Origin of the sequence: Bartonella sp. ML70XJBT.G (assembly GCF_028618575.1) — a bacterium.
In the GTDB taxonomy this organism is placed as follows: domain Bacteria; phylum Pseudomonadota; class Alphaproteobacteria; order Rhizobiales; family Rhizobiaceae; genus Bartonella.
The window spans coordinates 1-23,020 of the sequence record NZ_JAQITA010000018.1 but is presented as its reverse complement, the minus strand read 5'-3'; the positions used below and the strand labels follow the sequence as shown (position 1 = coordinate 23,020).

Below are 23,020 nucleotides of genomic sequence, written 5' to 3'. Positions count from 1 at the left end.
GTAAAATCTAATATGGTTGCATGCTTGGGAAAAAGATCACGTTTGTGGGAATGACAAGAACGATGCGCTCTTGCGAAAGTTTATATAAATGTTCAACAATTTGTGTACTGACCGTGTCATCTAATGCAGAAGTTGGTTCATCCAAGATAAGAATCTGCGGTTCGATGAGAAAAAAACAAGCCAATGCTAAGCGTTGGCGTTGTCCACCTGACAAAAAGCCACCTTGCTCACCCACTTGGGTATGGAGCCCCTGAGGCAATTGGGCAATGAGATCATAACAAGCGCTAGCATGAATTGCAGCATTGATTTCATCTTCAGTAGCATCCGGTTTGGCAAGATACATATTTTCAAGAATGGTTCCGGAAAAAAGGCAAGGACTTTGGGGAAAATATGCGATTGTTTTACGAACGCTACGGATATCAAAATTCTGTATAGATTGATCGTTAATCATTTGTCCACTTGCTGGGGGATAAAGAGCGAAAAGGAGTTTGGCTAAAGTTGATTTTCCACAGCCTGAAGGACCAAGCAACATGATAGGCTTGCCAGGTTGCAAACAGATATCAAGATGGTTAACAATAGATTTTTCTCCATAAGAAAAGCAGATATTTTTCGCTTCAAGATAAGGGGGCGCAGTGAGCTGAAGAGGTAGTTTTTCTGTTTCCCATTCTGAAGGAGAGTTAAGAATATCACCTAAACGAAGACGAGAAATTTTTAAATGCTGCCATTCTTCCCATAAGGATGCAAGGCTTAAGATAGGACCAGAAACATTGCCAGCAAGAAGATGAAAGGCAATAAGTTGTCCTAGTGTGATTTGATTTTGCAGCACTGCTTGAGCGCCAAAAAAGATAATAAGAATGGTGAAAAGATCACCAAAAATATGGCTTAAGCCCCATTTAAAAGGTGAAATTTACTCGTTGTAAGGCTTTGATCGAGACTGCGTGCTAAAGTTTCTTGCATACGTATCGTATGAGCAGGTTCTTTTACATGTGCTTTGATGGCTTCAAGATTAGTAAAACTTTCAATAAGGCGTGATTTATGGGCGGCTTGCAGAGTGAATGCGCGGCGTAATTGGCGGCGCAAAAAGGGACCAACAAACGCCAAAGAGCCCATTTGTAAGGGTAAAATGATAAGGACGATAAAGGTAAGTTTCGGACTAATGGAAAAGAGTGCTGCAAGATAAATAATGGCAAACAGAACATTCAGTACAGTTGTTGCAATAGTTCCTGTTAGAAACCCGCGAATTGTATCAACTTCTCCAATACGTGAAAACAGTTCTCCTACTTGCCAATGGCGTAAGGTAGGTAAAGAGAGACTTAAAAGATGGGTATAAATACGCCGTCCAAATTCTAGGGTAAGCCGATTGGCTAAATAAGTGCCTAAATAACCTGATAGAGTGCTAAGAGCTGTGCTAAACAGCATGATAGCGATCATGAGGATAACAATAGCATAGAGACTTTCAGCACGCTGAAAAGGGAGAATACGGTCAATAATTGCCTGAAAGATAAAGGGGTTCACCAAACCCAGCAAACGCAAAACAACAGCAACGTAACTAAGTTCGAGAACATAATAAATATATTTCTTTGTGTGCTTGTAAACTAGGAGAATGATACTGGTTTTTCTTGTGAAGGGTTCATTTGATTTTATGATTTTTAAAAGAGAAATAGAGCTTTGGTTTAATATTTTAAAAGTATTGTAAAGAGTATTATTATGTAATTAAAATATATTTTTACGTATAAACAATACACACATACTGTATTTATTATGTATGCATTATTTTTATTTTAAATTAAAATTATATTTGAAAGTGCTCTAAATAGCATGCTAACCATTTTATCTGTATCACTATGATACGTTGTTTTAATAAATATAAAGGAGGAGGATTTATATGTTTGGTTCATTTCGGTCTAGTTTTTCTAATGGATGGTCTCATGTTTCTAATACGTGGTCAAATATTTCATCAATAAATTTGTCAAGGTAGTGGATCACAGCCTGGTGTACTGTTGGAGATTATCTTTCTACAGCAAATTCATACGGAGTGGTAGGAAGAGATATTGGAAGAACTACTGGAGTAGTTGTAGGTGCTTTAGTAGGAGGTTCTTCATCAGGTGGATTGGGTGCAATTGCAGGTGCAGGCACTGGTGCAGGTATCGGAGCAGGTATTGGCTATGGGGTAGGAGCAGGTATAGGTCTAGGTTACAAGTATAACGAGTGCTATTATTAATTTATAAATATATCTCTAATATTTATAATAATCTTATAAACGCATTTTTATTAATGTGTCTATAAGTATTGATAAAATTAACTCTTAGATAATAATTCTATATTCTAATTTGGAAATTTTTTATGTTATGGATGTTTTTCATATTATTAGCGAATTAATTAAATTATTTTTATCAATATCTATTTTATTTGTCTTTATAGCTTTATTTGAATTGTATTATAAATCTAAGGAGTGTCTTAAAAAATATATTAGTAAAAAATCATTTATAAGAATAATCTCATTTTTTGTATTTTTCTTCTTCTTATTTTCTTTAGTTAATTTTTATATAACGTCATATATTTAATTTGAAGTTTGTTATGATTGATCTTATGTTTAATATTAAAAATACATTACTTGCAACAAATATATTTGTATTTTTAAGTATGTTTTATTCTAAATTAAAATTTCCTACTTGGAGACAGTCTATAAAATTAGGGTCAATTATAATTATTATATATTTTATAATATATTTTGGACTTTATTATTTAATGAAATAATTTGTAGTGGTTATTATTTATGTGGAAAGATTTTAGTAGTTTTATTGTAAATATGTTATTTTGAATAATAAGTATAATTACAGCTATATTTTATTTAAATTTGTTTTTTAAGTCTAAATATTATAGTAAAAAAGAAAAAAAGTAATGTTATTAAAGTTATTTTTTGTACTTATATCTTCAACTTCTTTTTGTATATTTGTTGTTATTATGCTTTATAGATATAATTTACTTGATAATGTATTAAATTATATAAAATAGTCTGTTTTAATTATAATCTATATTATTGTATTATAAAAAAGTAATTTTCTATTATTAAAAAAACTTAGTTAGGCTTATTTCTCAATTTTGGCGGATGCTGCAAAGAGCAAAATAAAGCTTCATACCCTCTCTTTCAATAAACAAAAATGATGCTTTCATCTGGTGTTGCACAATAAGCCTAGAGCTATACAGATGTTATTGCTTATCAATGATAAAACTCATGTGATTGATGTATAGAAATTACAAAAGATTGAAAGAGTTTTCTGTATGTTCATATTTTCTTACTAATTCCTTTTGAAGAATAATAAAAGAGAGGAAATAAGGAGGAAGGAAATGTTGAGAATTTATAATGAGATTTTCCAATATTGTTAGCGCTTTTGCATTTAATTTTGCACTAATTGCATGTGTGATTTCTTCCAAAATTTCGTTTAAAATTCATCGGTAATCTTTGTTCTGAATGTATTATTGAAAAGCTTTGTTGATGTATCATACAAATGTTTGAGACAACAAAACATTATAGCAGTAAGCATCTTAATCGAACAGGTTAAACACTGATTGTTTGCCCCCAAACAACCAATGCATATCAAAGTGATTTCTCTCTTTGAAATGTATATTTGAGCTAAATTTGAGGTTGATATTTTTCTACGATGAAAAAGCCTCTGCGTTATCAAGATATCCATAAATTTTGTAGATCCGTTCAAAAAATATACGATAATCTCATAGTTATTATGATTTTATGCTTATAAAATGAAAAAGCATAGTGATAAGCATAGCAAATATTTGCGAAAAAATGCTTTTAACAAAAATTATTGAGGCTCTTTGTAGTTTACAATTTTTTTTATCATTTTATCTTAACTGAGAGGGAGTATGTATTCATTTCTCTTGATCTATTTTATCTCAAAGGGTGGAGTTACCTAATGTCAAAAAAAGTCATGATCGTAGAAGATAACGAACTGAATATGAAGTTATTTCGTGATCTTGTGGAAGCGAGTGGCTATGAAACTGTTGAGACACGCAATGGTCTTATGGCATTAGATTTGGCTCGTTCATCCATGCCCTCTCTTATCCTTGTAGACATTCAATTGCCTGAAGTATCAGGGATTGATGTGATTAAGCAATTAAAAGAGGATGAGGAGCTTAGATCTATCCCCGTTGTTGCTGTAACAGCCTTTGCTATGAAAGGCGATGAAGAACGAATTCGCGACAGTGGGTGTGAAGAATATATGTCAAAGCCCATTTCTGTTCCGCATTTTATCTCAATGGTAAAGAATTTTTTAGACTGAAACTTTGCGTAATATAGTAGAAAAAAGAGACTGAAAAGCGCATGAGATCACTAACCATAGATGGCTAATGTTTCTGTAAAAAGAGCATGTATATGAATAAGTTATTTATGCTTGAGTTACTAAAGCACAACTTTAAAAAATGTAAATCGAAGTTCTGAAGCTTTTATGGACGATTTCCAGTCCTTACCTACAAAATAAGGCATTTTGCATCCTTATTTTTTTCTAAAGATAAAAAACTTCTCTTCTACATTGTCCTCATAAAAAATATTGATAAACAAGCAAAATCTCGTGTCATAAGAATTCTGCTTTAGCAAATAAAAAAAGCCTCGTTGAAAACGAGGCTCTATGCATTGCACAAAAATGAAAATTAGCGCTTTGAGAATTGGAAAGAACGACGCGCTTTTGCTTTACCGTATTTTTTACGTTCGACAACACGGCTATCACGGGTAAGAAAGCCACCTTTTTTCAAGATTGTACGAAGTTCAGGTTCGTAATAGGTTAAAGCTTTGGAAATACCATGGCGCACTGCACCAGCTTGTCCAGAAAGACCACCACCTGCAACGGTCGCAACAATATCAAACTGGCTATCCCTGTTTGTTGCAACAATTGGTTGGCGAAGAATCATTCTCAAAACAGGACGTGCGAAATATTGGTCAAATTTCTTATTGTTAATGGTAATTTTTCCAGAGCCTGGTTTGATCCATACGCGAGCAACAGCATCTTTACGTTTACCTGTTGCATAGGCACGTCCCTGTGAATCAAGCTTTTGCACATGGACGGGAGCGACATTTTCATGAGCTTCTACAGTATTTGTGACGACACTAAGCTCAGCAAGAGAATTAATTTCAGCCATAATCAAGCAATCCTTTTGTTTTTGCGGTTTAAAGCACCAACGTCAAGAGCTTCGGGCTGTTGTGCCTCATGCGGGTGTTGGCTCCCAGCATAAACACGGAGATTCTTCAATTGACGACGACCAAGAGGTCCGCGAGGAATCATGCGCTCCACAGCTTTTTCAACAACGCGTTCAGGAAAACGACCTTCAAGAATCTGACGCGCTGTACGCTCCTTAATTCCACCGATATAGCCAGTATGCCAATAATATTTTTTATCGGTATATTTTTTACCGGTGAGAGATATTTTATCTGCATTGATCACAATAACATTGTCACCGTCATCAACATGTGGAGTAAATGTAGCTTTATGTTTACCACGCAAGCGGTTAGCAACAAATGTGGCAAGACGGCCTAAAACGAGGTTTTCTGCGTCAATAATAACCCATTTTTTCACCACTTCAGTTGGCTTTTGTGAAAAAGTTGCCATAGAAGTATCCTTTATTAAAACCCTTATCACGAAGGGCATTTTCATTGTTTTGCGTTGAAAGTTGTATCATAGCGAAATATTTAACGCGCATTGTTTATTCTGATATAATGTCTTTTGATTTACGTCAAGAGAAAATAAAAACTTTATAAAACAGTATGTTATCATTGAGGTGTTATGATACCTCATACAAAGAGGTGCCTATGTACATTTTATTGAGAATAAATGTGGCAAAAGACTGTTTTATCTTGAACGCATGATTGTATTTTATTCGCCTTCATTATAAAATAAGCAACAATGCAGCGGTCCCGTTATTTCCTCAATGTTGAATCTTCTGCTTGTGGTCAAGCTTGGTTGGATGCTCTTGATATTCAAGGGATAAATAATGCGCGCGCTATTTCTCAAAAATTTGGTTTTCCAGATCAATTAGCTCGTGTTCTCTCGGCAAGAGATGTGGATGAATCAGAAGCTGTTGCTTTTATCAATCCAACACTGCGTACGCTTATGCCTAATCCAGAAAGTTTTATCGATATGCAATGTGCAGCAGAGCGCATCGTAAAAGCTATTTTGAATCAAGAAAAGGTTGCAGTTTTTGGTGACTATGATGTGGATGGTGCTTGTTCATCGGCACTTATGGCGCGCTTTCTGCGTTATTTGGATGTCGAGGTAAAAATTTATATTCCTGATCGTATTGTTGAAGGATATGGTCCCAATGAACAAGCAATGAGGATGTTGGTACAACAAGGTGCTGATTTGATTATCACCGTTGATTGTGGGGCAAACAGTCCAGATGCAGTCAAAGCCGCCAGACTTGCAGGCGCTGATGTTATCATTTTAGACCATCATCAAATGTCAGAGATTCATCAAGAAGCTGTTGCGCTTGTTAATCCTAATCGTCCTGATGACTTTTCGGGACAAGGGCATTTATGCGCAGCTGGCGTTGTCTTTGTTACCTTAGCGTGGGTCCATCATTTATTGCGAAAGAAGAAATTTGCAGGAAAACTTCCTGACCTTCTCAGTATGCTTGATCTTGTTGCCTTGGCAACCATATGTGATGTCGTTCCCTTACAAGGTGTGAATCGTGCTTTTGTGGTGAAAGGGCTCGAAGTTGCACGTTCTATGTATAATCACGGGATAGGAGCTTTAACAAAGGTTGCGCGTATAGGTGAGCCACTGAATAGTTTTCATTTAGGTTTTTTGTTAGGTCCAAGAATTAATGCGGGAGGGCGTATTGGCGACCAAGCTTTGGGAGCATATTTGCTCAGTTGTGAAGATAAAGATGAAGCAGACAAAATAGCAGAACAATTGGATCTGCTTAATCAAGAGCGTCAAGAAATGGAGAGTATTCAATTAGCCCAAGCAGAATCGTATATTGATTCTCTTTATCAAGATGGGAAAATGCCTCTGTCCCTCGTACTTGCTCACCAAGAATGGCATCCAGGAATTATTGGTATTCTTGCATCCCGCTTAAAAGAGCGTTTTTTTTGTCCTGTTTTTGCCATTGCTTTGAAAGAAGATGGAAGTGGGGTGGGATCGGGGCGTTCAATCAGTGGCATAGATTTAGGAGCCCTTGTGCGTGAAGCTGTTACACTCAATTTATTAGAAAAAGGGGGAGGGCATAGTATGGCAGCAGGACTCACAATTCAAGCGACAAAAATTGAAACTTTTCGAGAATGGCTGGCAGAAAAAGTTTCTTTAATGGTTTCACAGTTGCGTGCTAAAAAGTCTCTCCGTATAGATGGTTGTCTTTCTGCTTCTGGTGCCAATAAAGGGCTTTTTGATATGATTGAAAAAGCCGGCCCCTTTGGTTCGGGGAATACAACACCTGTTTTTGTTCTTCCTTCTCATCGATTAATGAATTTGTCTGAAGTGGGTAAAGGACATCTTCGCCTTACGGTGGCTAATATGGAAGGCAAAAGACTACAAGGAATAGCTTTCCGTGCTGTGGGGACGTCACTTGGTGATTTTCTGTTGAGAAATGTTGGTGAAATGATCCATTTGGCTGGTAATTTGAGTTTGAATTATTGGAATGGAACAATTAATCCACAGCTACGCGTGATTGATGCAGCAGCAGTGGTTTGAAAAGGGATTTTTTTGAACGTTAAATATCAAGATTGGAAGCAAAAGTAGAATTTTCTTGTATGAAACGAAACCGTGCTTCTGGTTTTGTTCCCATGAGACTTTCTACAATATTTTTCGTTTCCTGCATTTCCATTGCGTCAATAGAAACGCGTAGCAATGTACGTTTTTCAGGATGCATCGTCGTTTCTTTAAGCTGGTCAGCACGCATTTCTCCAAGTCCTTTAAAACGGCCAATTTCAATTTTAGCTTTCCCTGTGAATTCAGTTTTTAACAATTCATCTTTATGTGTATCGTCACGTGCATAAGCAATTTTTCCTCCTTGTGAGATTCTATAAAGGGGAGGGACGGCAAGATATAAATGTCCCTGACGAATAAGATCGGGCATTTCTTGAAAGAAAAAAGTAATAAGGAGTGAGGCGATATGGGCACCATCAACGTCTGCATCCGTCATAATGATAATACGTTCATATCTGAGATCTTTTTCACGATACTTAGAGCCTGTTCCACATCCAAGCGCGAGTATAAGATCACTGATTGTTTGGCTTGAATTCATTTTTTCGTGTGCAGCACTGGCCACATTGAGGATTTTCCCACGAAGAGGTAAAATCGCTTGATGTGCTCTGTTCCGGGCTTGTTTAGCGGAACCACCAGCAGAATCACCTTCAACAATGAATAATTCAGCTCCAGCAGCACAATTTTGGCTACAATCTGCGAGTTTTCCAGGCAGGCGTAATTTACGCACAGCTGTTTTTCGGTTTATTTCTCTGTCTTGGCGGCGTTTAACGCGTTCCTCAGCACGTTCAATAACCCAATCAAGGAGTTTTGTTGATTCTTGTGGAGAATTGGTCAACCAATGATCAAAAGGATCGCGTATTGCATTCTCAACAATACGCTGTGCTTCAATTGTTGCTAATCGATCTTTTGTTTGTCCAACAAATTCAGGATTTTTTATAAAAACTGAAAGTATTGCAGCCGTTGAAATCATTACATCATCGGATGTAATAATAGCAGCGCGCTTGTTTCCTATTAATTCAGCGTAAGATCTTAATCCGCGCAAAAGAGCTTGACGCAGTCCCATTTCGTGTGTTCCACCTTCTCCGGTGGGAATAGTATTGCAGTAAGATTGTACATGAGCATTACCACCATGCCAAGCGATAGCCCATTCAACAGAGCCATGACCATTAGAGTGTTTTGTTTTTCCAGAAAAAATTTCTGATGTTACGCGATATTCATCTTTGAGTGAGGAGAGCAAATAATCCTTAAGTCCATCAGGAAAGTGAAAAACAGCTTTTTCGGGAATATTTTTTGTGTCTTCAAGAATGATAGGATCACAATTCCAGCGAATTTTTACACCACCAAAAAGATAGGCTTTTGAGCGTGCCATTGTGTAAATTTTTTCTGGTTCAAAAGCGGCTTTTTCACCAAAAATTTTAGGATCAGGATGAAATCGAACACGTGTTCCACGACGATTATAAACATCACCCAAATCTTCCAATCCAGATTGAGGAATACCCCGTGAAAAGCGTTGTCGATAAAGCTTTCGTTCTCGTGCTACTTCGACTTCCATATCGTCAGAAAGAGCATTGACGACAGAAATTCCTACTCCATGGAGCCCTCCAGCAGTCTGATAAGCTTTTCCATCGAATTTTCCACCTGAATGGAGTTGTGTCATAATAACTTCAAGGGTAGATTTATCAGGCATTTGAGGATGATTTTCAACAGGAATGCCACGTCCATTATCCGTAACCGTTAAATAACCGTTTCTATCTAATGATACGTCAATGAAATCTGCATAACCAGCAACGGCTTCATCCATAGCATTGTCAATAATTTCAGCAAACAAATGATGAAGTGCTTTACTATCTGTTCCACCAATATACATTCCAGGGCGTAAACGTACAGGTTCTAACCCTTCAAGCACGCGAATAGAGAGAGCATTATAGCTATCTTCTTGTATATCTTTTGTATTTTTTTTTGAAGCTATTGCTTCGGAGTTCATGGAAGAATGCGGATTTTTGGTTTTTGTATTTATCCGAGACTGCGCATTATTTAAAATACTAAAAAGATCTTTGCTGTTATCGCTCATAGCGTTTGATTATCCACCTCATAAAATTAGTCTTCACAAAAATAAATTTTATGCCTTTTTTTTATTTAAAAATCAATGCAGTTAGGAAACATCAATGGTTGGACCGAAAATTTGTTTAAAGGTTTGTTTGAGAGCAATATCAATATCATGCATTGTTACAGGAAAACCGAGATCAAAAAAGCTGGTTACACCATAATCAGTAATGCCACAGGGAACGATCCCTGAATAGTGCGCTAGATGAGGATTAACGTTGATAGCAACCCCATGAAAACTCACCCATTTACGCACGCGAATGCCAATAGCTGCAATTTTATCTTCAGAAGGTAAACCACTTTGTGTCGAAGGGAAATTGTGTCGCTGAATCCAGACCCCAACACGATCTTCACGGCGTTCACCTTTAATATTAAATTTTGCAAGCATTTGTATAATCCACTCTTCGAGTGCACTAATAAAAGCACGGATATCTTGTTTTCGGCGTTTAAGATCAAGCATAATATAAGCAACACGTTGCCCTGGACCATGATATGTAAATTCACCACCACGCCCTGCTTCATAAACAGGAAACAAATGAGGTGCTAAAAGATCTTTTTTATTTGCACTTGTACCCGCTGTATAAAGGGAAGGATGTTCAAGGAGCCAAACCTGTTCAGGGGCTTTTTTTGCAAGAATGTTTTCTACATGCTCTTGCATATAACGCAGTGCTTCAGGATATTCGATCAAGCTATTGCTGACTTTCCATTCCACTGGTGGACTTGCAGAAACCGCTTTAAATTGATGTGATAAATGATCACGATCAACATGTTTTAATTCAAATGTCATGAGCAATATTTATGTTGGTGTTTAAAGTAGCATGAAACAATAAAAGAGCTATAGAGTAAGATGTCAAATATTTTATTAAAAGTAAGATAATACAGGTGAAATTTTATCTTAAGAATTTTCTACGTTTTAAAAATCTGTTTTTATTTTACCATCTTCCTGTTGCACCACCACCACCAGATGATCCACCACCACCAGAGAAACCACCTCCTCCAGATGATCTCCTTCCTCCAAATGATCCTCCACCTCTTGAACCGTTGCCAAAGATATCATCAGAATGTCTGCTGCCAGCATTTAAATTAAAAAACCAAGGCGTAAAAACGATCCCCATCCAAAGATATTTTTGGGGTCCTACTTTTTTTCCAAAGATCATTGCAAGAATAGGCAAACCAAACATGATAAAAAAGGTCAAAAATATGATTATCTTCACGATCATTTCTTCTTTTTCAGCTTGTTTGCGTTGCGCTTCAACAATTTTAGCTTTTTCTTTGATTCGAATAGAAAAATCAGAATCATTTTCTGTAATGACACTGATAATAGCATGAACTGCTTCGACAATTCCTTTTTGATAATTTCCTTCACGAAAATTGGGAAGAACAAAGCTATTAATGATAACTGCGGAAAGAGCGTCTGTGAGCACGCTTTCCAAACCATAGCCTACTTCAATATGCATCTCACGTTCATTGGGGGCAATGACAAGTAATACGCCATTATTAATTTGTTTCTGACCTATCCCCCATCTGCGAAAAAGAGCATTACTGTACGTCTCTATATCGTTTCCTGAAAGGGTCGGAAGAGTTACAATAACAACTTGATCTCCAGCTTTTTCTTCGTGTTCAGCCAATTTTTCTGTTAGATTCTGCTTTGTTGCATTATCCAGCAAGTGAGCCACATCGTTAACATAGCCCGTTAAGGGAGGAAATTTGCTTTGTGCGTAAGCGACATTCCCCAATACAATGATCAGATAGAGAACACTTAAAAGAGTCCATAAATATGAAAAAACATTGCGTTGTAGAGAATGTCGAAACAGTTTCATTAATTAAAATTGACCTTTGGAGTTTGCTGACTATTGGTATCAATCGTAAATGTTGGCATAGGCTTAGCATCACGAAACCATAATTTTGCCCAAATTATCGTTGGCATTGTCTTAAGTGCAGTATTGTAAACACGTACTGTTTCAATATAATCGCGGCGTGCAACAGAGATACGGTTTTCAGTTCCTTCTAATTGTGATTGCAGAGCAAGAAAATTCTGATTTGCTTTAAGATCAGGATAATTTTCGACAACAGCCATAAGACGTGAGAGGGCGCTTGATAAATTTGCTTGATTGTTGAGATATTGTTGCATCATTTCTGGGTTATTTAACATATCTGCGTTGATGTTTACTTGCGTTGCTTTAGCACGTGCTTCAATAACATTGGTAAAAACAGCTTGTTCATGAGCAGCATAGGCTTTGACAGTTTCCACGAGATTAGGAATAAGATCTGCACGGCGTTGATATTGGTTGAGTACTTCACTCCATGCGGCATGTGTTTTTTCTTCATTTGTTGGTATTGTATTAAATCCGCAGCCACTTAGGAATGGCACTAAAAGCGTCAAGAAAAGAACAATTAAAAATTGTCTTACCATTTTAGTTATGGAATAAGTGTGTGGAATTGAAACAGCTTGTACATTTAACATAAAACATCTCCGCAGCGATTTCATGTACTATATAGGATATATCTTTTTGATGAAAAGTCTTTTTAATTTTAGAAAAAGAGTTTCATGAATGAATTAACTTTCTTCGGCATTTTGTCGTGCTTTAGTAATTGATTGATAGTAAAATAATAATATACATGTAAATATACGCTTATAAGTACTAAATTATATTTATTATATTATTGCAAGTTATTTTCAAAAAAGAATACTCTTTTAAAAATCGTTTTTTTTAGAGATAACAATAAGAAATAAAGTTTTAGATGATTTTAAAGAGCTACGGATATAAAAATTTATCAATTTTATTCTATAAGTAAAAATACAAATAAAAGTAATATCTAAACTAGAAAATATTACGCACTTTTTTGATAAAACAGGATACTAACTTGAGGATCTTATGTAATACACCAAGCAAAATTCTACTAATGTGGGCAATAAAAAGAAACAGTCGTGTAATTTATTTATTTTGATCACTATTTCTATTATGGGGGAGAAGGCGTAAGTTTATTATATTCTTTGGTAAAAATCAGATTTGACTGCGCTTTTGAATTCGAATAGTTATTCAAAATATCCTCTTATGAGTATGTTCCAGCTAAAATATCAAAGGCATTTTAAATATTACGCAATGACGAGCTATTTTAATAATGAAAGGAGTTTCCTTTCTTGATTCTGTGCGATAGCTATGGCAAATGATACATCCAATCTCGCAAACGCATATACGCGCACCTTACTTTATGCGCTTAAAGTTTTAATATGCACTAAATGGCAAATTGAAGATACGTCACTATGCAACTACCGTGAAAAATGCACTGTGTAAGAAATGAGACACCGACGTGCGGTTATGTAAGCTTAATCTGTAAAAATTCAAATGACCGTCACAGGATAATTACTGTCTGGCATGTTTCTCAACTGGAATATTACAAACAGCAAAGAGATTTTTATAGATAGACTACAACTTAAGCGGTAATTGCTTCTTATTAGGCCAAATTAACCAAATGCATTTACCATATCTATTGATCAAAGATAACGTCTAAGTATGAGCAGTCACTTTAAGCTTGCTATGGTCTTTCAGTATTTATAATCTGCGATTTGTGGTACCTTTTGGTAATAATAAGGTCAATAAGATAGCTAAAATTTCACTAAAGAGATGATCGTTAATTTTAATTTATTAAAAAATTCAAAGAGTACGCTCGATGAATTCATAACTTAGCTATATGCATAGAAAATAAGGAAGCATTTGTGATCGTATCAGTTCTAGCGAAGATCTCAATATAAATAGCGATAAACAAAAAATATAAAAATTTTTACTGAAAGTTGTGCAACTTATTATCAAAAGATAAAACGGTGCCTGTCGTTATATTAATTATTCCTTTTACGCGTTACTTTTTTAAAATGATACGAGCAAATGATATAAAAATAGTCATCAAAGTAAACCATGCAAATATATTAAAGGAATGTATGGTTACAAGTTCACATCCTGTTTTAATGCTACCACCAGAAGATAGGAATTTTGGAAAAGCTGCGATATAGAATATCGATACCTTTGGGTTTAGTATTTGCGTCATAAATCCGTCTACGTAGCTGGTTAAAATCTTTACTTCATTCTTAGTATTGCTTTCATTTTGTGATATTATTTCTCTTGAATTTAAGTTGTTTATTCCGGATTTAAGCGATTTAACTCCCATATATAATAAATAGCAGCCACCCATAAGTTTTACTAAAAAAGAGCGTTTTATTTTTGAGAATGATTGCTGACACACCTAGTATGGAAAATGCTCCATGCGCATATGTTGCTGTGCATAATCATGCAACGTTAGCGAGAGCATTCTTTTTCCCAATCTCGTTGCGTTATCGATGATAAGAGCCATATTGGGCCCAAGGGAGATGACTAAAAATAATGAGACGATAAAAAAGGTAACTATTTGATGATTCATTTGACTTTTATTTCTGAAACTAACTTATCTTCGAGATATAATTCTATTCTATCAAGTGAAGAAAGTTTGCCTACACCTTGTGGAGTGCCCGTATATATTATATCGCCACTCTTTAGTTGGATGTAGCGACTTAAGAATGATATTATTTTTTCAAAGCTAAAGATCATATCTTTTGTATTGCCAAATTGCCTCGTTTCACCATTTAGCTTCATTTCAAAAGTTATTGGGTTATTTATTCTTTCTTTGCTTATGAAGTCAGAAACGTATGCGGCTCCTTTAAATCCTTTAGACAAAAGCCAAGGAAGCTTTTTTTCTTTTAGTTTTGTTTGTAAATCTCTTGCTGTGAGATCAAGCCCTAGCGCTACTGCATCGTAACATTCTTCAGCTTCTATCTCATTGACCATAAAAGTGTCCTTTGAGATTCTAAGCACAATTTCAGTTTCAAAATGTATTTCTTGAGAAAAGTCAGGGAGACAAATTTGATTTCCTAACACAAGTGAACTGTTTGGCTTGCTAAATATAACAGGCTCATCTTCAACAACATTGCCTAGTTCATATGCGTGTTCTACATAATTGTGTCCAACGCAGTAAATATTATTTATCATAAGAGCTTCCCCCAATTTTTCATTTTTTTACAGATATGCATTATGTGGATTCATAACCAACCTTGATTATACCCAGTTAGCTTTCACTCTACAAGCTTTAATGAGAGAAGGGGTAATGAATGGCTTTAGGGGTAGGAATGCTATATTTATATAAAATCAATAGATTATATAGAAGTTCGGGAATTTTGATTCCGTTGATTCTTTTAACTTATTTTCTGCCTATCCCGAACCTTTTTAGAGCTTATTCTCGATCATTTAGTTCTAAATTTATCTTTTATTTTCTCTTCTTTCAGATATTAAGAAAGATGGCTTTGAGAGAAGGAATTGTGTTAGAGATCTGCTAAGGTTATTGTGTTTCAAAGGTTGCTTTTTAACACCTTTTAAACTATATTACCACCTTATTGTAAGATAGGAGTATAGTCATGGCTACAACTGTTAAACTGTCTGATGATCTTATTAATGAGGCTAAGCGTTACGCGTCTGTTTATAGCCGCTCGGTTCCTAAGCAAATTGAATATTGGTCGCGTATGGGCAAAATAGCCGAAGAAAATCCAGATCTCTCCTTTCAATTTATTCAAGCAATCTTACTTGGACAACAAGAAAATGCAGATGGCGATGTAACAGCATTCGAATTTGGCTGAATCTATGCAAGTTTTACAAACCCATTCATTTAAAAAAACTGTCAAAAAACTGCATGCCAACCAAAAACAAGATCTAGACCAAGCTGTTCGCGTCATTATGAAAACGCCTACCATTGGTCAAGCCAAAACAGGTGATCTTTCTGGTGTTTTTATCTATAAATTTAAAATGGCCAAGCAATTGACGCTGCTTGCTTACAGCTATGAAGATCACACGATTACTTTGACCTTGTTAGCACTTGGCTCTCATGAAAATTTTTACCGAGATCTTAAAGCATAATATATTTTACAACTTGATAGAGGCACACAGCATTAATTTTACTAAAGTTCTCCAGTGTAAAGGTATTAAACCAAAATTTATAGACATGATCAAGCTATATTGGGCCCTAATTGCGGCATAATATTTTTAGCTAAACCGATTGGAGGACTTTGCAGCAAAGGAGTACTGCACTCATCTGCTATTACATACCTCTAACTTGAGTTAAAAACAAAGCTCTTCCGTACACCCCAACAAATGGCTTTGTCATGATAGAACTTTACTAGATTAGAGGTAAGTCAGTAGCATCTGTTATAAATTTAACGCTTCGCACTTTCCTCGGTAAATTCAAGCCGCAAAATACTAAATACAACTAAGTCCTATAGCTCAATGCGCACATAATCATGCATGGTGTTTCTACGCTCAACAAGTTACACCTCAGTTCTCTTGCGCAAATACGAATAAGAAGGTTTAATTTGCTAATTTTAGCTCAGTCTTAAGTACAACGTCTGGAAAGGCTACACGTGCCTGCTGCATCAACGTAATATTAATACCATAGAAAAATCCCTTACTATCTGCTATAGCTTCATAAGGATTGCCTATAATGTAAAAAATGAAAAATAATATAAAATAAATTTACAAAAATGATTGACTAGGATATTAAAGCACGATAACGATTCATGCAATGCAAGTCCGCAAGAGGAGATAAGGTATTGCATTTTAATTGAAGGTTTAGTTTTTAAGGAAAGTAAAAGCCTTATCCAACTAAGGCTCCGTGGGGAGGAGGCCATTACATGCAAGAACAAACATTTGTAAATTATAAGAAAAATGCCTTATGAATTGGGCGTGGAGCGTTTACGCTCTATGGAATTGGTCGAGACCCCTTCAATTCTTGAAGAAATGGCCGATATTGCCCCTGATCTCGCAAAATTCATCATCTCTTTTGTGTATGGAGAAATTTATGAGCGACCTCACTTAACAAGCCGTATTCGGCAGCTTGCCACCGTTGCCATCTTTGCAACTCTCGGTAATGCAAGACGGCAACTCAAATTCCACCTTACCAGTGCTCTTAATATTGGGTGTAGTCCTGCTGAGCTGATTGAAGTAATGATACAGTTGGCACTTTATGCAGGGTTTCCAGCAGCCTTAAATAGTGTTTTTGCTGCAAAAGAGGTCTTTGATGAAAAGCAACTAGACTTCATATCTAGTTGCGGCTCGCCATTAGTATGCGAGGATCGCTACGAATCTGGACTGAAGGCACTAGAACATATTGATGGTCCCGATGGACAAATGATTATTAAGACACTGGGTAGCATTGCTCCAGACTTAGCTCGTTTTGTTGTTGAGTTTGGGTTTGGTGATATCTACACACGGATTTTCGTCGCAATTTTAAAGGATTCCCAGAGATACCTCCAGAGAATCTTGCCAAAATGCTTCACCCAGATGACATTGCTTCCGCGGTCAACTTTATTCTTTCCTCATCTAATACCGCACAAATTTCTTCTATACGTCTCGATGCTCCACTTTGGTATCAAGTATAAGGATCTATCCAATGAAAATCACGCCCAGAATAGCTCTTGTCTTAACCCTCGTAGGAACCTTTTTTTGGGGTTCCAATTTCCAAGCCACTAAGATAGCTTTAACGACTGTTTCTCCATGGACAGCTTCTTTTGAGCGGTTTCTCATTGCCGTAATCGCCATATTTTTAATTATGATTTTCAAAGAAGGCTTGCGGTGGCATGTTTTATCGCAAAATTTTATTTCTTATATTTTCCTAGGGATTATCGGTGTGGCAGGGTTTAATGGCGCTTTATTTGTTGGCTTGCAAACGTCAAATCCCATAACAGCCTCCCTCATCATGGCGACAACCCCTATTAGTGCTAATATTATTGAAGCTATCATGAATAAATCTTTCCCAACCTGTGAGAGGGTTATAGGGATGCTCATTAGCATGTTCGGGGTCTATTTAGTCATAACAAATGGGAGATTTTTGTCTAACCATGTTTCCTTTGCCAAAGGAGATATTATGATTCTTTTAGGTTCCATTGGTTGGGCGTTCTATACCGTGGGCACGCGGTCATTTGTCAAGAACGCAACCCCGCTTGAAACAACAAGCTGGACGATGCTCTCTGGCACCGTCGCCCTTGGCGTCCTAACCTTTTTATTCGAATCTCCTCTTCAAGAAACGATGTCTATGTCCGGCGCTAGTTTATTCGCACTTCTTTGGATAGGGGTTGCAGGATCAGTTTTAGCCTACCTATTTTGGAATATTGGAATAGCGATCCGAGGTCCGGGTAAGACGGCGATATTTTTCAATTTTGTACCTATTTCAGCCTTATTGGTGCAAATCCTGTTCGGCTTCATCCCTCAAATCACGCAAATCATAGGCGTTTTTGTTACGATTTTTGGAGTTCTAATCGGACAAGGCTATATATTCAGCTTACTAGGATCTAGAAAAGCCGTTCCCAATGCGCATAAAGAGTAATATACTTTTTAAGATGAATGGAAATTGGCGTGTTATTTTTCGCTTTATCGGAACAGATGTGGAGCTTGTTGATTATCAAGATTACCATTTATGAAAGGAATGAAAACAAATGACGCATAACTCCGCCCATTCTAGTGAAGTTCTAAAAGTAGCTTTTTTAGAAGAAATGAGGATAACAATACAAAAATTAGCTTATCATCTTCATATAACAAAATACGTATTTATTGTCAAATAATATTTTATCTTTTTTTGATATTTTTTTGTATTTTTTAAATACGTTGTGTATTGATAATATCTTATGATTATGAATTGCTTCTTTTATATTTATATGCGTTTAAAGCTATATTATGGGCTTTATGAAACGATTGCGTTATGTTTTGAATCTATACATCTATAATATTTAAAAAGGCTCTCATAATGCGTATTTTTATCTTTATAACCTATCAGTTTTTTTACTAAATGAATTTAAATTTTTTTGTGAATTTTGTTTATAATACATTTAAAATTTAATAGCCTCTTATAGGTGCTCTCTTTATAATCAATGCGTTCATTTACAGTTTAGTTATTTGAAGCTGCTGTTTTTACGCATTTTCTATAGCTGTTATATGCTTTATAGCCATGGCATCATTTTTCATTTTCATAAGAGAAACGATAAGTAGGATAATTGTAATTTATAGACTGTTATGAAAACATCTAAAGAGAGATTGATAATTATAGAGATCAGTAAAATTCCTTTTAATAGGCTTTTGTCAGTGATGTCAGTTTTGTCAGTTCTTTTTAGACCCTCTATTATTTTTTTTGAATGGTAAAAAATTAAAATCAATATATTTCAATATGTTAATATCTTTAAAACATAACTTATATCAAGAGTACAATCTTTAAAGATAGCCAATGATGTGAATTGATTAAAACTTGTCAGTTATGTGTCAGTAAATTGAACTGACAAAAGTGATCATTTTAATGAGTCATTAAAACGTGTCTTATGAAAAGCATATGAAATTAAAAACTGATTACGTTATCAAAATCCTTTTTATGAATTTTATCAGTTCTTTTGAATGATAACCTTATGATTTAGAGAATGATTACAACGTGCTTTATGAAAATCATGTGATCCTTTAAAGCCTTTCAAAAGATGGTTTGTAACTCATAAGAAATGCTATCAAGATCATTAGGTTATGAGTTTTGGGGGTACTTTTTGTACGTATTATTTTATTTTTTAATCCAAAATAAAAATCATTATATTTCAATGTGTTAATGTTTTAAAGAAACAGCCTATATTAAATACAATCCGTAAATACAATCTATAATATATATAAAAAGGGGTTTTGTAGGGGTTTTGGGGGGGGGTAAGAACCTACAAAATCTATAAGTAAAATGAATATACATAACTCTCTTTAAACAAAGCTTTTGAAAACAATAAAGCGATCATTTGAGATTACGGTATAACCTCTTAAAGGCAATGTAAAAAAATCTAACTCTATTTAAGATGGGGTTTCTTATAAATCTTAAAGCAATCCAAATGAGAGTATCTAAATGTGCAAATGATTTTTTTTTTAGAATAACGCATATTAGGATTGTATCTAATCAACTTAACAAAAAAGGTATAGATTATGGTTATAAGCTCTATACCCCTTATGCGTTTATCATACCCATTATGTGAGCATGCTTTATAAGTTATTCAGTTTCTCTTATTTCTAATTTTGGTAAGTTTTTTACGATTTTCATTGTTTCTAAACTTACGGTAATAACCCTTTGAAATAACTCTAGAGGGTAGGCAGGGTTGCCAATGGTTTCAACAGCATAGCGATTAGCATCATTAACAATGCCACTCTTTTTATCAGTCTTAACGCATTGACGCCCCATAACCCATTCAAGAGCGGGTTTACCATTGACAATATATTCATAAGCTTCAAGAGGGATATCTGTTATGGTAATATTGCCATTGTAAATAACTATTGATTTATCCTTTTCGGATTTTCCTTTCTCTTTAGCTGCTTTTGCGAATTTCATTTCTGTAACATAATAGAATTTTTCGGGATTAGAGATCTCTGTAACTTTTGGATTTCCTTTTTTAAAGGTCACTGGATAAGGCTCTACAGTTTCATAATTCACGTGCAAATGACCCAGTTCACGCCCTGCTGTCACAAACTTCCAAAAATCATCAGCAGTTTTTACACATGGGATACGAGGCAATTCTTTAGAGAGATTATCAGCATAACGGGCGCGATAATCTTCCGAATGAAGTAAACCGTAAACATAATAGAATAGATCATCTTTAGTGATAGTTTAATTAGGATAAGCGGCTTTAAAATGTGCTAGTCCCTCATCAGTAAGAGCATCACGGCGTTGTAAACCAGCTGTTGTGCTGTCTTCTGTAAAGTCTGTAAACAAATGGGATTGTTGCTTACTTTTAACTTTTGAAACCGTAGTGTCTTCGTAAATATAGCGTGGAAAGCATTGGCTAGCACTTATCATATTACTATCAGGAAGAATTTCACTCATCAAAATAGAAAAGCTATTTTTTACTCCTATGCCTGTAAGTTGTATTACCCTATTTTCAACTGATTGTCCTATTGGAAATATACGCGGCATTTGATACACTGTTTCATTAAAGACGCGATTATAATAAAGCCACTGTCGTGTAAAAGGACGGTAAAGACTTTGTGCGAGGCATGTCTCTTCAAATTCAAAAACCTTTCCTCTATCTAACTGTTGTTTAAGAGCGCGACTCCAACTAATTTTTTTAGCATCTGAATTTACGAAATTATCTACAGCCTTTTTACGTGTCTTGTGGTCAGCATGTGGATAGATCTCATTAAAATATTTCACTTCGCTGTTATAAAAGGTAATCATATTACCCATATTTTTTGCTAAAATTTCACGGCTTGAGTTGTACGCCCAAGCATCACGATTAGTTGAAACACCGTACGAAAAATTTTCAAAGAGCTTTTTATTATGGTCTTTTTTATCACCTTTATCACCTATAGCTAAAAAGGCGTTGAAATTGTCATCACGTTGACGTATCCAATCACCATGTTTATCTGGTGTAATTATTTGCCAACCTTTTTTGCTTCGTGTAATGCCATCAATACTCCTAAATTTTTCAATTATCGTGAGCTTTTCTTTTCTATTGAGATAGTCTCCAATATCACGAAAATATATCTTACCATGCTGCTGTGCATTTGGATTTTTTACAAGAATAGAGATAGCAATAGGGGCTCGAGAGCCTTCACCAAAAATTTTTCCACCTTCTTTGCGAGAAAGTTCTCCAGAGGTTCGTTGATTACCACGTAAATGGAAAATATAAAGGTTGCTAAATTCCTTAACGAGGCATTTTCGTAAACCATCCATAGAACGTCCATTGATAAACCTCGCGTTCGTGACAAAACCAATCACACCACAGTCTTTTATACGGTCACTAGCCCAGCAAATTGCTCGTATATAACTATCATAAAGTTTGCTTCGATTTATTATTTTTGTTGAATTCGATATATATTTCTTACGGATACGTTCATCTAAAATAGGATAAGGAGTATTCTTTGCATTATCATTTTCATTTTTTTGTCCTACCGAATAAGGAGGGTTGCCAAAGATAACTTCAATATCTAGTTTTTTCTGATGTTCCAAATACTCACTGTTTTCTTTGAGTATACCGTCTATCAAGTTTTTTTCTTCAAGCATTTGAAACGTATCGGTTAAACCAATATGCTTGAATGGTATATAATCTCCTTTCATAAGACTATGATAGGTCGATTCAATGTTAATGGCTGCTATGTAATACGCTAAGAGAACAATCTCATTGGCATGGATATCATGACGGAACTTATATTCCATATCCTCTGGTTTTATGAGATTGGATTGTAAAAGCCGTGTAATAAAGGTACCCGTTCCAGTAAAAGGGTCAAGAATAGAAACACCACGTGATCCTAGGCTTTTTCCAAATTCATTGCGTAAAACCTCATCAACGGAATGAATGATAAAATCCACAACCTCAACGGGGGTGTAAACAATCCCAAGCCTATCGGTGGTTTTCTTAAATGCCTTGGTAAAGAAATCTTCATATAGCTTGATAATAAGGTTTTGTCTTGCTTGGGGGGAGGTAATCCCAGAGGCACGGAATTTCACACTGTCATAAAACTCTTGTAACTCTTTTGATACCTCTTCAATATTGGTTTTATCCAACTCAGCTAAGATCTTTTCCATGGCTTGCGAAATGGCATTGTTTTGCACAAATTCATTGCCCTCAAACAAGGCTTCAAACACGGGACGCGTGACAAGATGTTGTCCTAACATCTCAAGCGCTTCCTCTTGTTTGATTTCACTGTTTAAGTTGTTTTTGAGTTCTTTATAAAACCCATCAAAGGCGTGATAGGCTTCACTGGTTTCATCGGATAGGATATCTTTAAGACGATTAATATGGTTTTGAGCAATCTCAGCAACATTGCCAGCCCATATGCCCCAGTAATCCGCAAGGGTAAATTTCTTAGCCAAAAGGGTTTTAAGGGCATTGGGAAACTCTTTATAAAAAGGTAATCTCATTTGCCCTTTATAACTATGACGAGGTTCATAGGCTGCTTTTCCAATCTCAAGCCCCGTGCTTTCTGGTTTCTCATAAACATAGATTTTATCTTCAACCGTGGTCATACTCTTTAAAGCAACAATCTCTAAAGTATGACTGACGTCTTGATCTAAAATCATCTGGTTAAGGGTTACTTCAAAGTTCTCATCATGGGAAAGCAAAGCATTGATCACTTGCCAGACAACACTGTATCTCTTGTTGTATTTTAAAGCCTCTTCAGCAGAAACCC

Annotated in this window: 17 protein-coding genes and 3 pseudogenes; 9 read left to right on the top strand and 11 right to left on the bottom strand. The window is 35.6% G+C overall.

What is annotated here, in order from left to right:
- Positions 1 to 7 precede the first annotated feature (7 nt).
- Together PVV64_RS08355 and PVV64_RS08350 are read right to left on the bottom strand one after the other, a co-directional pair.
- Entirely contained in the window at positions 8 to 826 is an 819-nt protein-coding gene (locus PVV64_RS08355; RefSeq protein ID WP_273760584.1) for an ATP-binding cassette domain-containing protein, read from the bottom strand.
- A gap of 56 nt (positions 827 to 882) precedes the next feature.
- Positions 883 to 1,515, bottom strand: a complete 633-nt coding sequence (locus tag PVV64_RS08350) for an ABC transporter transmembrane domain-containing protein (protein ID WP_273760583.1) — start codon at positions 1,513 to 1,515, stop codon at positions 883 to 885.
- 520 nt (positions 1,516 to 2,035) lie between these two features.
- Between PVV64_RS08350 and PVV64_RS08345 the strand changes: the two genes are divergently transcribed.
- Together PVV64_RS08345 and PVV64_RS08340 are read left to right on the top strand one after the other, a co-directional pair.
- Complete coding sequence (locus PVV64_RS08345) at positions 2,036 to 2,221, top strand: hypothetical protein (RefSeq protein WP_273760582.1); 186 nt, start codon at positions 2,036 to 2,038, stop codon at positions 2,219 to 2,221.
- 1,711 nt (positions 2,222 to 3,932) lie between these two features.
- Positions 3,933 to 4,298: a response regulator gene (locus PVV64_RS08340; protein WP_273760581.1), complete on the top strand. Its 366-nt coding sequence runs from the start codon at positions 3,933 to 3,935 to the stop codon at positions 4,296 to 4,298.
- A gap of 367 nt (positions 4,299 to 4,665) precedes the next feature.
- On the opposite strand, the gene rpsI is transcribed toward PVV64_RS08340, so the two are convergent.
- Together rpsI and rplM are read right to left on the bottom strand one after the other, a co-directional pair.
- The gene (rpsI, locus tag PVV64_RS08335) at positions 4,666 to 5,151 is read right to left on the bottom strand and encodes a 30S ribosomal protein S9 (RefSeq protein ID WP_273760580.1); all 486 of its coding nucleotides are present in this window, start codon (positions 5,149 to 5,151) and stop codon (positions 4,666 to 4,668) included.
- Between the two features lie 2 nt (positions 5,152 to 5,153).
- Positions 5,154 to 5,618, bottom strand: a complete 465-nt coding sequence (gene rplM, locus PVV64_RS08330; RefSeq protein ID WP_208441926.1) for a 50S ribosomal protein L13 — start codon at positions 5,616 to 5,618, stop codon at positions 5,154 to 5,156.
- Between the two features lie 294 nt (positions 5,619 to 5,912).
- On the opposite strand from rplM, the gene recJ reads away from it, so the two are divergent.
- Positions 5,913 to 7,697 carry a single-stranded-DNA-specific exonuclease RecJ gene (gene recJ, locus PVV64_RS08325; protein ID WP_273760579.1) on the top strand — a complete coding sequence of 595 codons (1,785 nt, stop codon included), beginning with the start codon at positions 5,913 to 5,915 and terminating at the stop codon, positions 7,695 to 7,697.
- Between the two features lie 19 nt (positions 7,698 to 7,716).
- On the opposite strand, the gene parE is transcribed toward recJ, so the two are convergent.
- From parE to PVV64_RS08295, 6 genes are all read right to left on the bottom strand, one after another.
- Complete coding sequence (parE, locus tag PVV64_RS08320) at positions 7,717 to 9,783, bottom strand: DNA topoisomerase IV subunit B (protein ID WP_273760578.1); 2,067 nt, start codon at positions 9,781 to 9,783, stop codon at positions 7,717 to 7,719.
- An 81-nt stretch (positions 9,784 to 9,864) separates the two neighbouring features.
- Positions 9,865 to 10,602 (bottom strand): lipoyl(octanoyl) transferase LipB, encoded by a 738-nt coding sequence (gene lipB / locus PVV64_RS08315; protein ID WP_273760577.1) that lies wholly within the window; start codon positions 10,600 to 10,602, stop codon positions 9,865 to 9,867.
- Between the two features lie 145 nt (positions 10,603 to 10,747).
- Entirely contained in the window at positions 10,748 to 11,635 is an 888-nt protein-coding gene (locus PVV64_RS08310) for a YgcG family protein (RefSeq protein ID WP_273760576.1), read from the bottom strand.
- The gene (locus tag PVV64_RS08305; protein WP_273760575.1) at positions 11,635 to 12,279 is read right to left on the bottom strand and encodes a LemA family protein; all 645 of its coding nucleotides are present in this window, start codon (positions 12,277 to 12,279) and stop codon (positions 11,635 to 11,637) included. The genes PVV64_RS08310 and PVV64_RS08305 overlap by 1 nt, the downstream gene beginning before the upstream one ends.
- Before the next feature lie 1,394 nt (positions 12,280 to 13,673).
- Positions 13,674 to 13,979, bottom strand: coding sequence for a LysE family translocator (locus PVV64_RS08300; protein ID WP_273760592.1), 306 nt, complete (start codon positions 13,977 to 13,979; stop codon positions 13,674 to 13,676).
- Positions 13,980 to 14,224: 245 nt separating this feature from the next.
- Positions 14,225 to 14,833, bottom strand: coding sequence for a fumarylacetoacetate hydrolase family protein (locus PVV64_RS08295; RefSeq protein ID WP_273760574.1), 609 nt, complete (start codon positions 14,831 to 14,833; stop codon positions 14,225 to 14,227).
- Between the two features lie 422 nt (positions 14,834 to 15,255).
- Between PVV64_RS08295 and PVV64_RS08290 the strand changes: the two genes are divergently transcribed.
- The 6 genes and pseudogenes from PVV64_RS08290 to PVV64_RS10460 all read left to right on the top strand — a co-directional run.
- Complete coding sequence (locus PVV64_RS08290; protein ID WP_005773872.1) at positions 15,256 to 15,474, top strand: TA system antitoxin ParD family protein; 219 nt, start codon at positions 15,256 to 15,258, stop codon at positions 15,472 to 15,474.
- Complete coding sequence (locus tag PVV64_RS08285) at positions 15,467 to 15,751, top strand: type II toxin-antitoxin system RelE/ParE family toxin (RefSeq protein ID WP_273760573.1); 285 nt, start codon at positions 15,467 to 15,469, stop codon at positions 15,749 to 15,751. Before PVV64_RS08290 ends, PVV64_RS08285 begins: the two co-directional genes overlap by 8 nt.
- Before the next feature lie 840 nt (positions 15,752 to 16,591).
- Positions 16,592 to 17,359, top strand: coding sequence for a carboxymuconolactone decarboxylase family protein (locus PVV64_RS08280; RefSeq protein WP_273760572.1), 768 nt, complete (start codon positions 16,592 to 16,594; stop codon positions 17,357 to 17,359).
- Positions 17,280 to 18,212 (top strand): DMT family transporter, encoded by a 933-nt coding sequence (locus tag PVV64_RS08275; RefSeq protein ID WP_273760571.1) that lies wholly within the window; start codon positions 17,280 to 17,282, stop codon positions 18,210 to 18,212. Before PVV64_RS08280 ends, PVV64_RS08275 begins: the two co-directional genes overlap by 80 nt.
- A gap of 13 nt (positions 18,213 to 18,225) precedes the next feature.
- Positions 18,226 to 18,306: pseudogene (locus PVV64_RS08270) on the top strand (Killer protein); the annotation flags it as partial.
- 15 nt (positions 18,307 to 18,321) lie between these two features.
- Positions 18,322 to 18,426 (top strand): annotated as a pseudogene (locus PVV64_RS10460) (transcriptional regulator); the annotation flags it as partial.
- A gap of 1,460 nt (positions 18,427 to 19,886) precedes the next feature.
- Here the strand turns inward: PVV64_RS10460 and PVV64_RS08265 are convergent.
- Positions 19,887 to 23,020 (bottom strand): annotated as a pseudogene (locus PVV64_RS08265) (type ISP restriction/modification enzyme); the annotation flags it as partial.

What these genes read in the sequence shown, in the direction of transcription:
- PVV64_RS08340 (WP_273760581.1), top strand. Translation starts at nt 3,933, where the DNA reads ATGTCAAAAAAAGTCATGATCGTAGAAGATAACGAACTGAATATGAAG.
- rpsI (WP_273760580.1), bottom strand. Translation starts at nt 5,151, where the DNA reads ATGGCTGAAATTAATTCTCTTGCTGAGCTTAGTGTCGTCACAAATACT.
- rplM (WP_208441926.1), bottom strand. Translation starts at nt 5,618, where the DNA reads ATGGCAACTTTTTCACAAAAGCCAACTGAAGTGGTGAAAAAATGGGTT.
- recJ (WP_273760579.1), top strand. Translation starts at nt 5,913, where the DNA reads ATGCAGCGGTCCCGTTATTTCCTCAATGTTGAATCTTCTGCTTGTGGT.
- parE (WP_273760578.1), bottom strand. Translation starts at nt 9,783, where the DNA reads ATGAGCGATAACAGCAAAGATCTTTTTAGTATTTTAAATAATGCGCAG.
- lipB (WP_273760577.1), bottom strand. Translation starts at nt 10,602, where the DNA reads ATGACATTTGAATTAAAACATGTTGATCGTGATCATTTATCACATCAA.
- PVV64_RS08310 (WP_273760576.1), bottom strand. Translation starts at nt 11,635, where the DNA reads ATGAAACTGTTTCGACATTCTCTACAACGCAATGTTTTTTCATATTTA.
- PVV64_RS08305 (WP_273760575.1), bottom strand. Translation starts at nt 12,279, where the DNA reads ATGTTAAATGTACAAGCTGTTTCAATTCCACACACTTATTCCATAACT.
- PVV64_RS08300 (WP_273760592.1), bottom strand. Translation starts at nt 13,979, where the DNA reads ATGGGAGTTAAATCGCTTAAATCCGGAATAAACAACTTAAATTCAAGA.
- PVV64_RS08295 (WP_273760574.1), bottom strand. Translation starts at nt 14,833, where the DNA reads ATGATAAATAATATTTACTGCGTTGGACACAATTATGTAGAACACGCA.
- PVV64_RS08290 (WP_005773872.1), top strand. Translation starts at nt 15,256, where the DNA reads ATGGCTACAACTGTTAAACTGTCTGATGATCTTATTAATGAGGCTAAG.
- PVV64_RS08280 (WP_273760572.1), top strand. Translation starts at nt 16,592, where the DNA reads ATGGAATTGGTCGAGACCCCTTCAATTCTTGAAGAAATGGCCGATATT.
- PVV64_RS08275 (WP_273760571.1), top strand. Translation starts at nt 17,280, where the DNA reads ATGAAAATCACGCCCAGAATAGCTCTTGTCTTAACCCTCGTAGGAACC.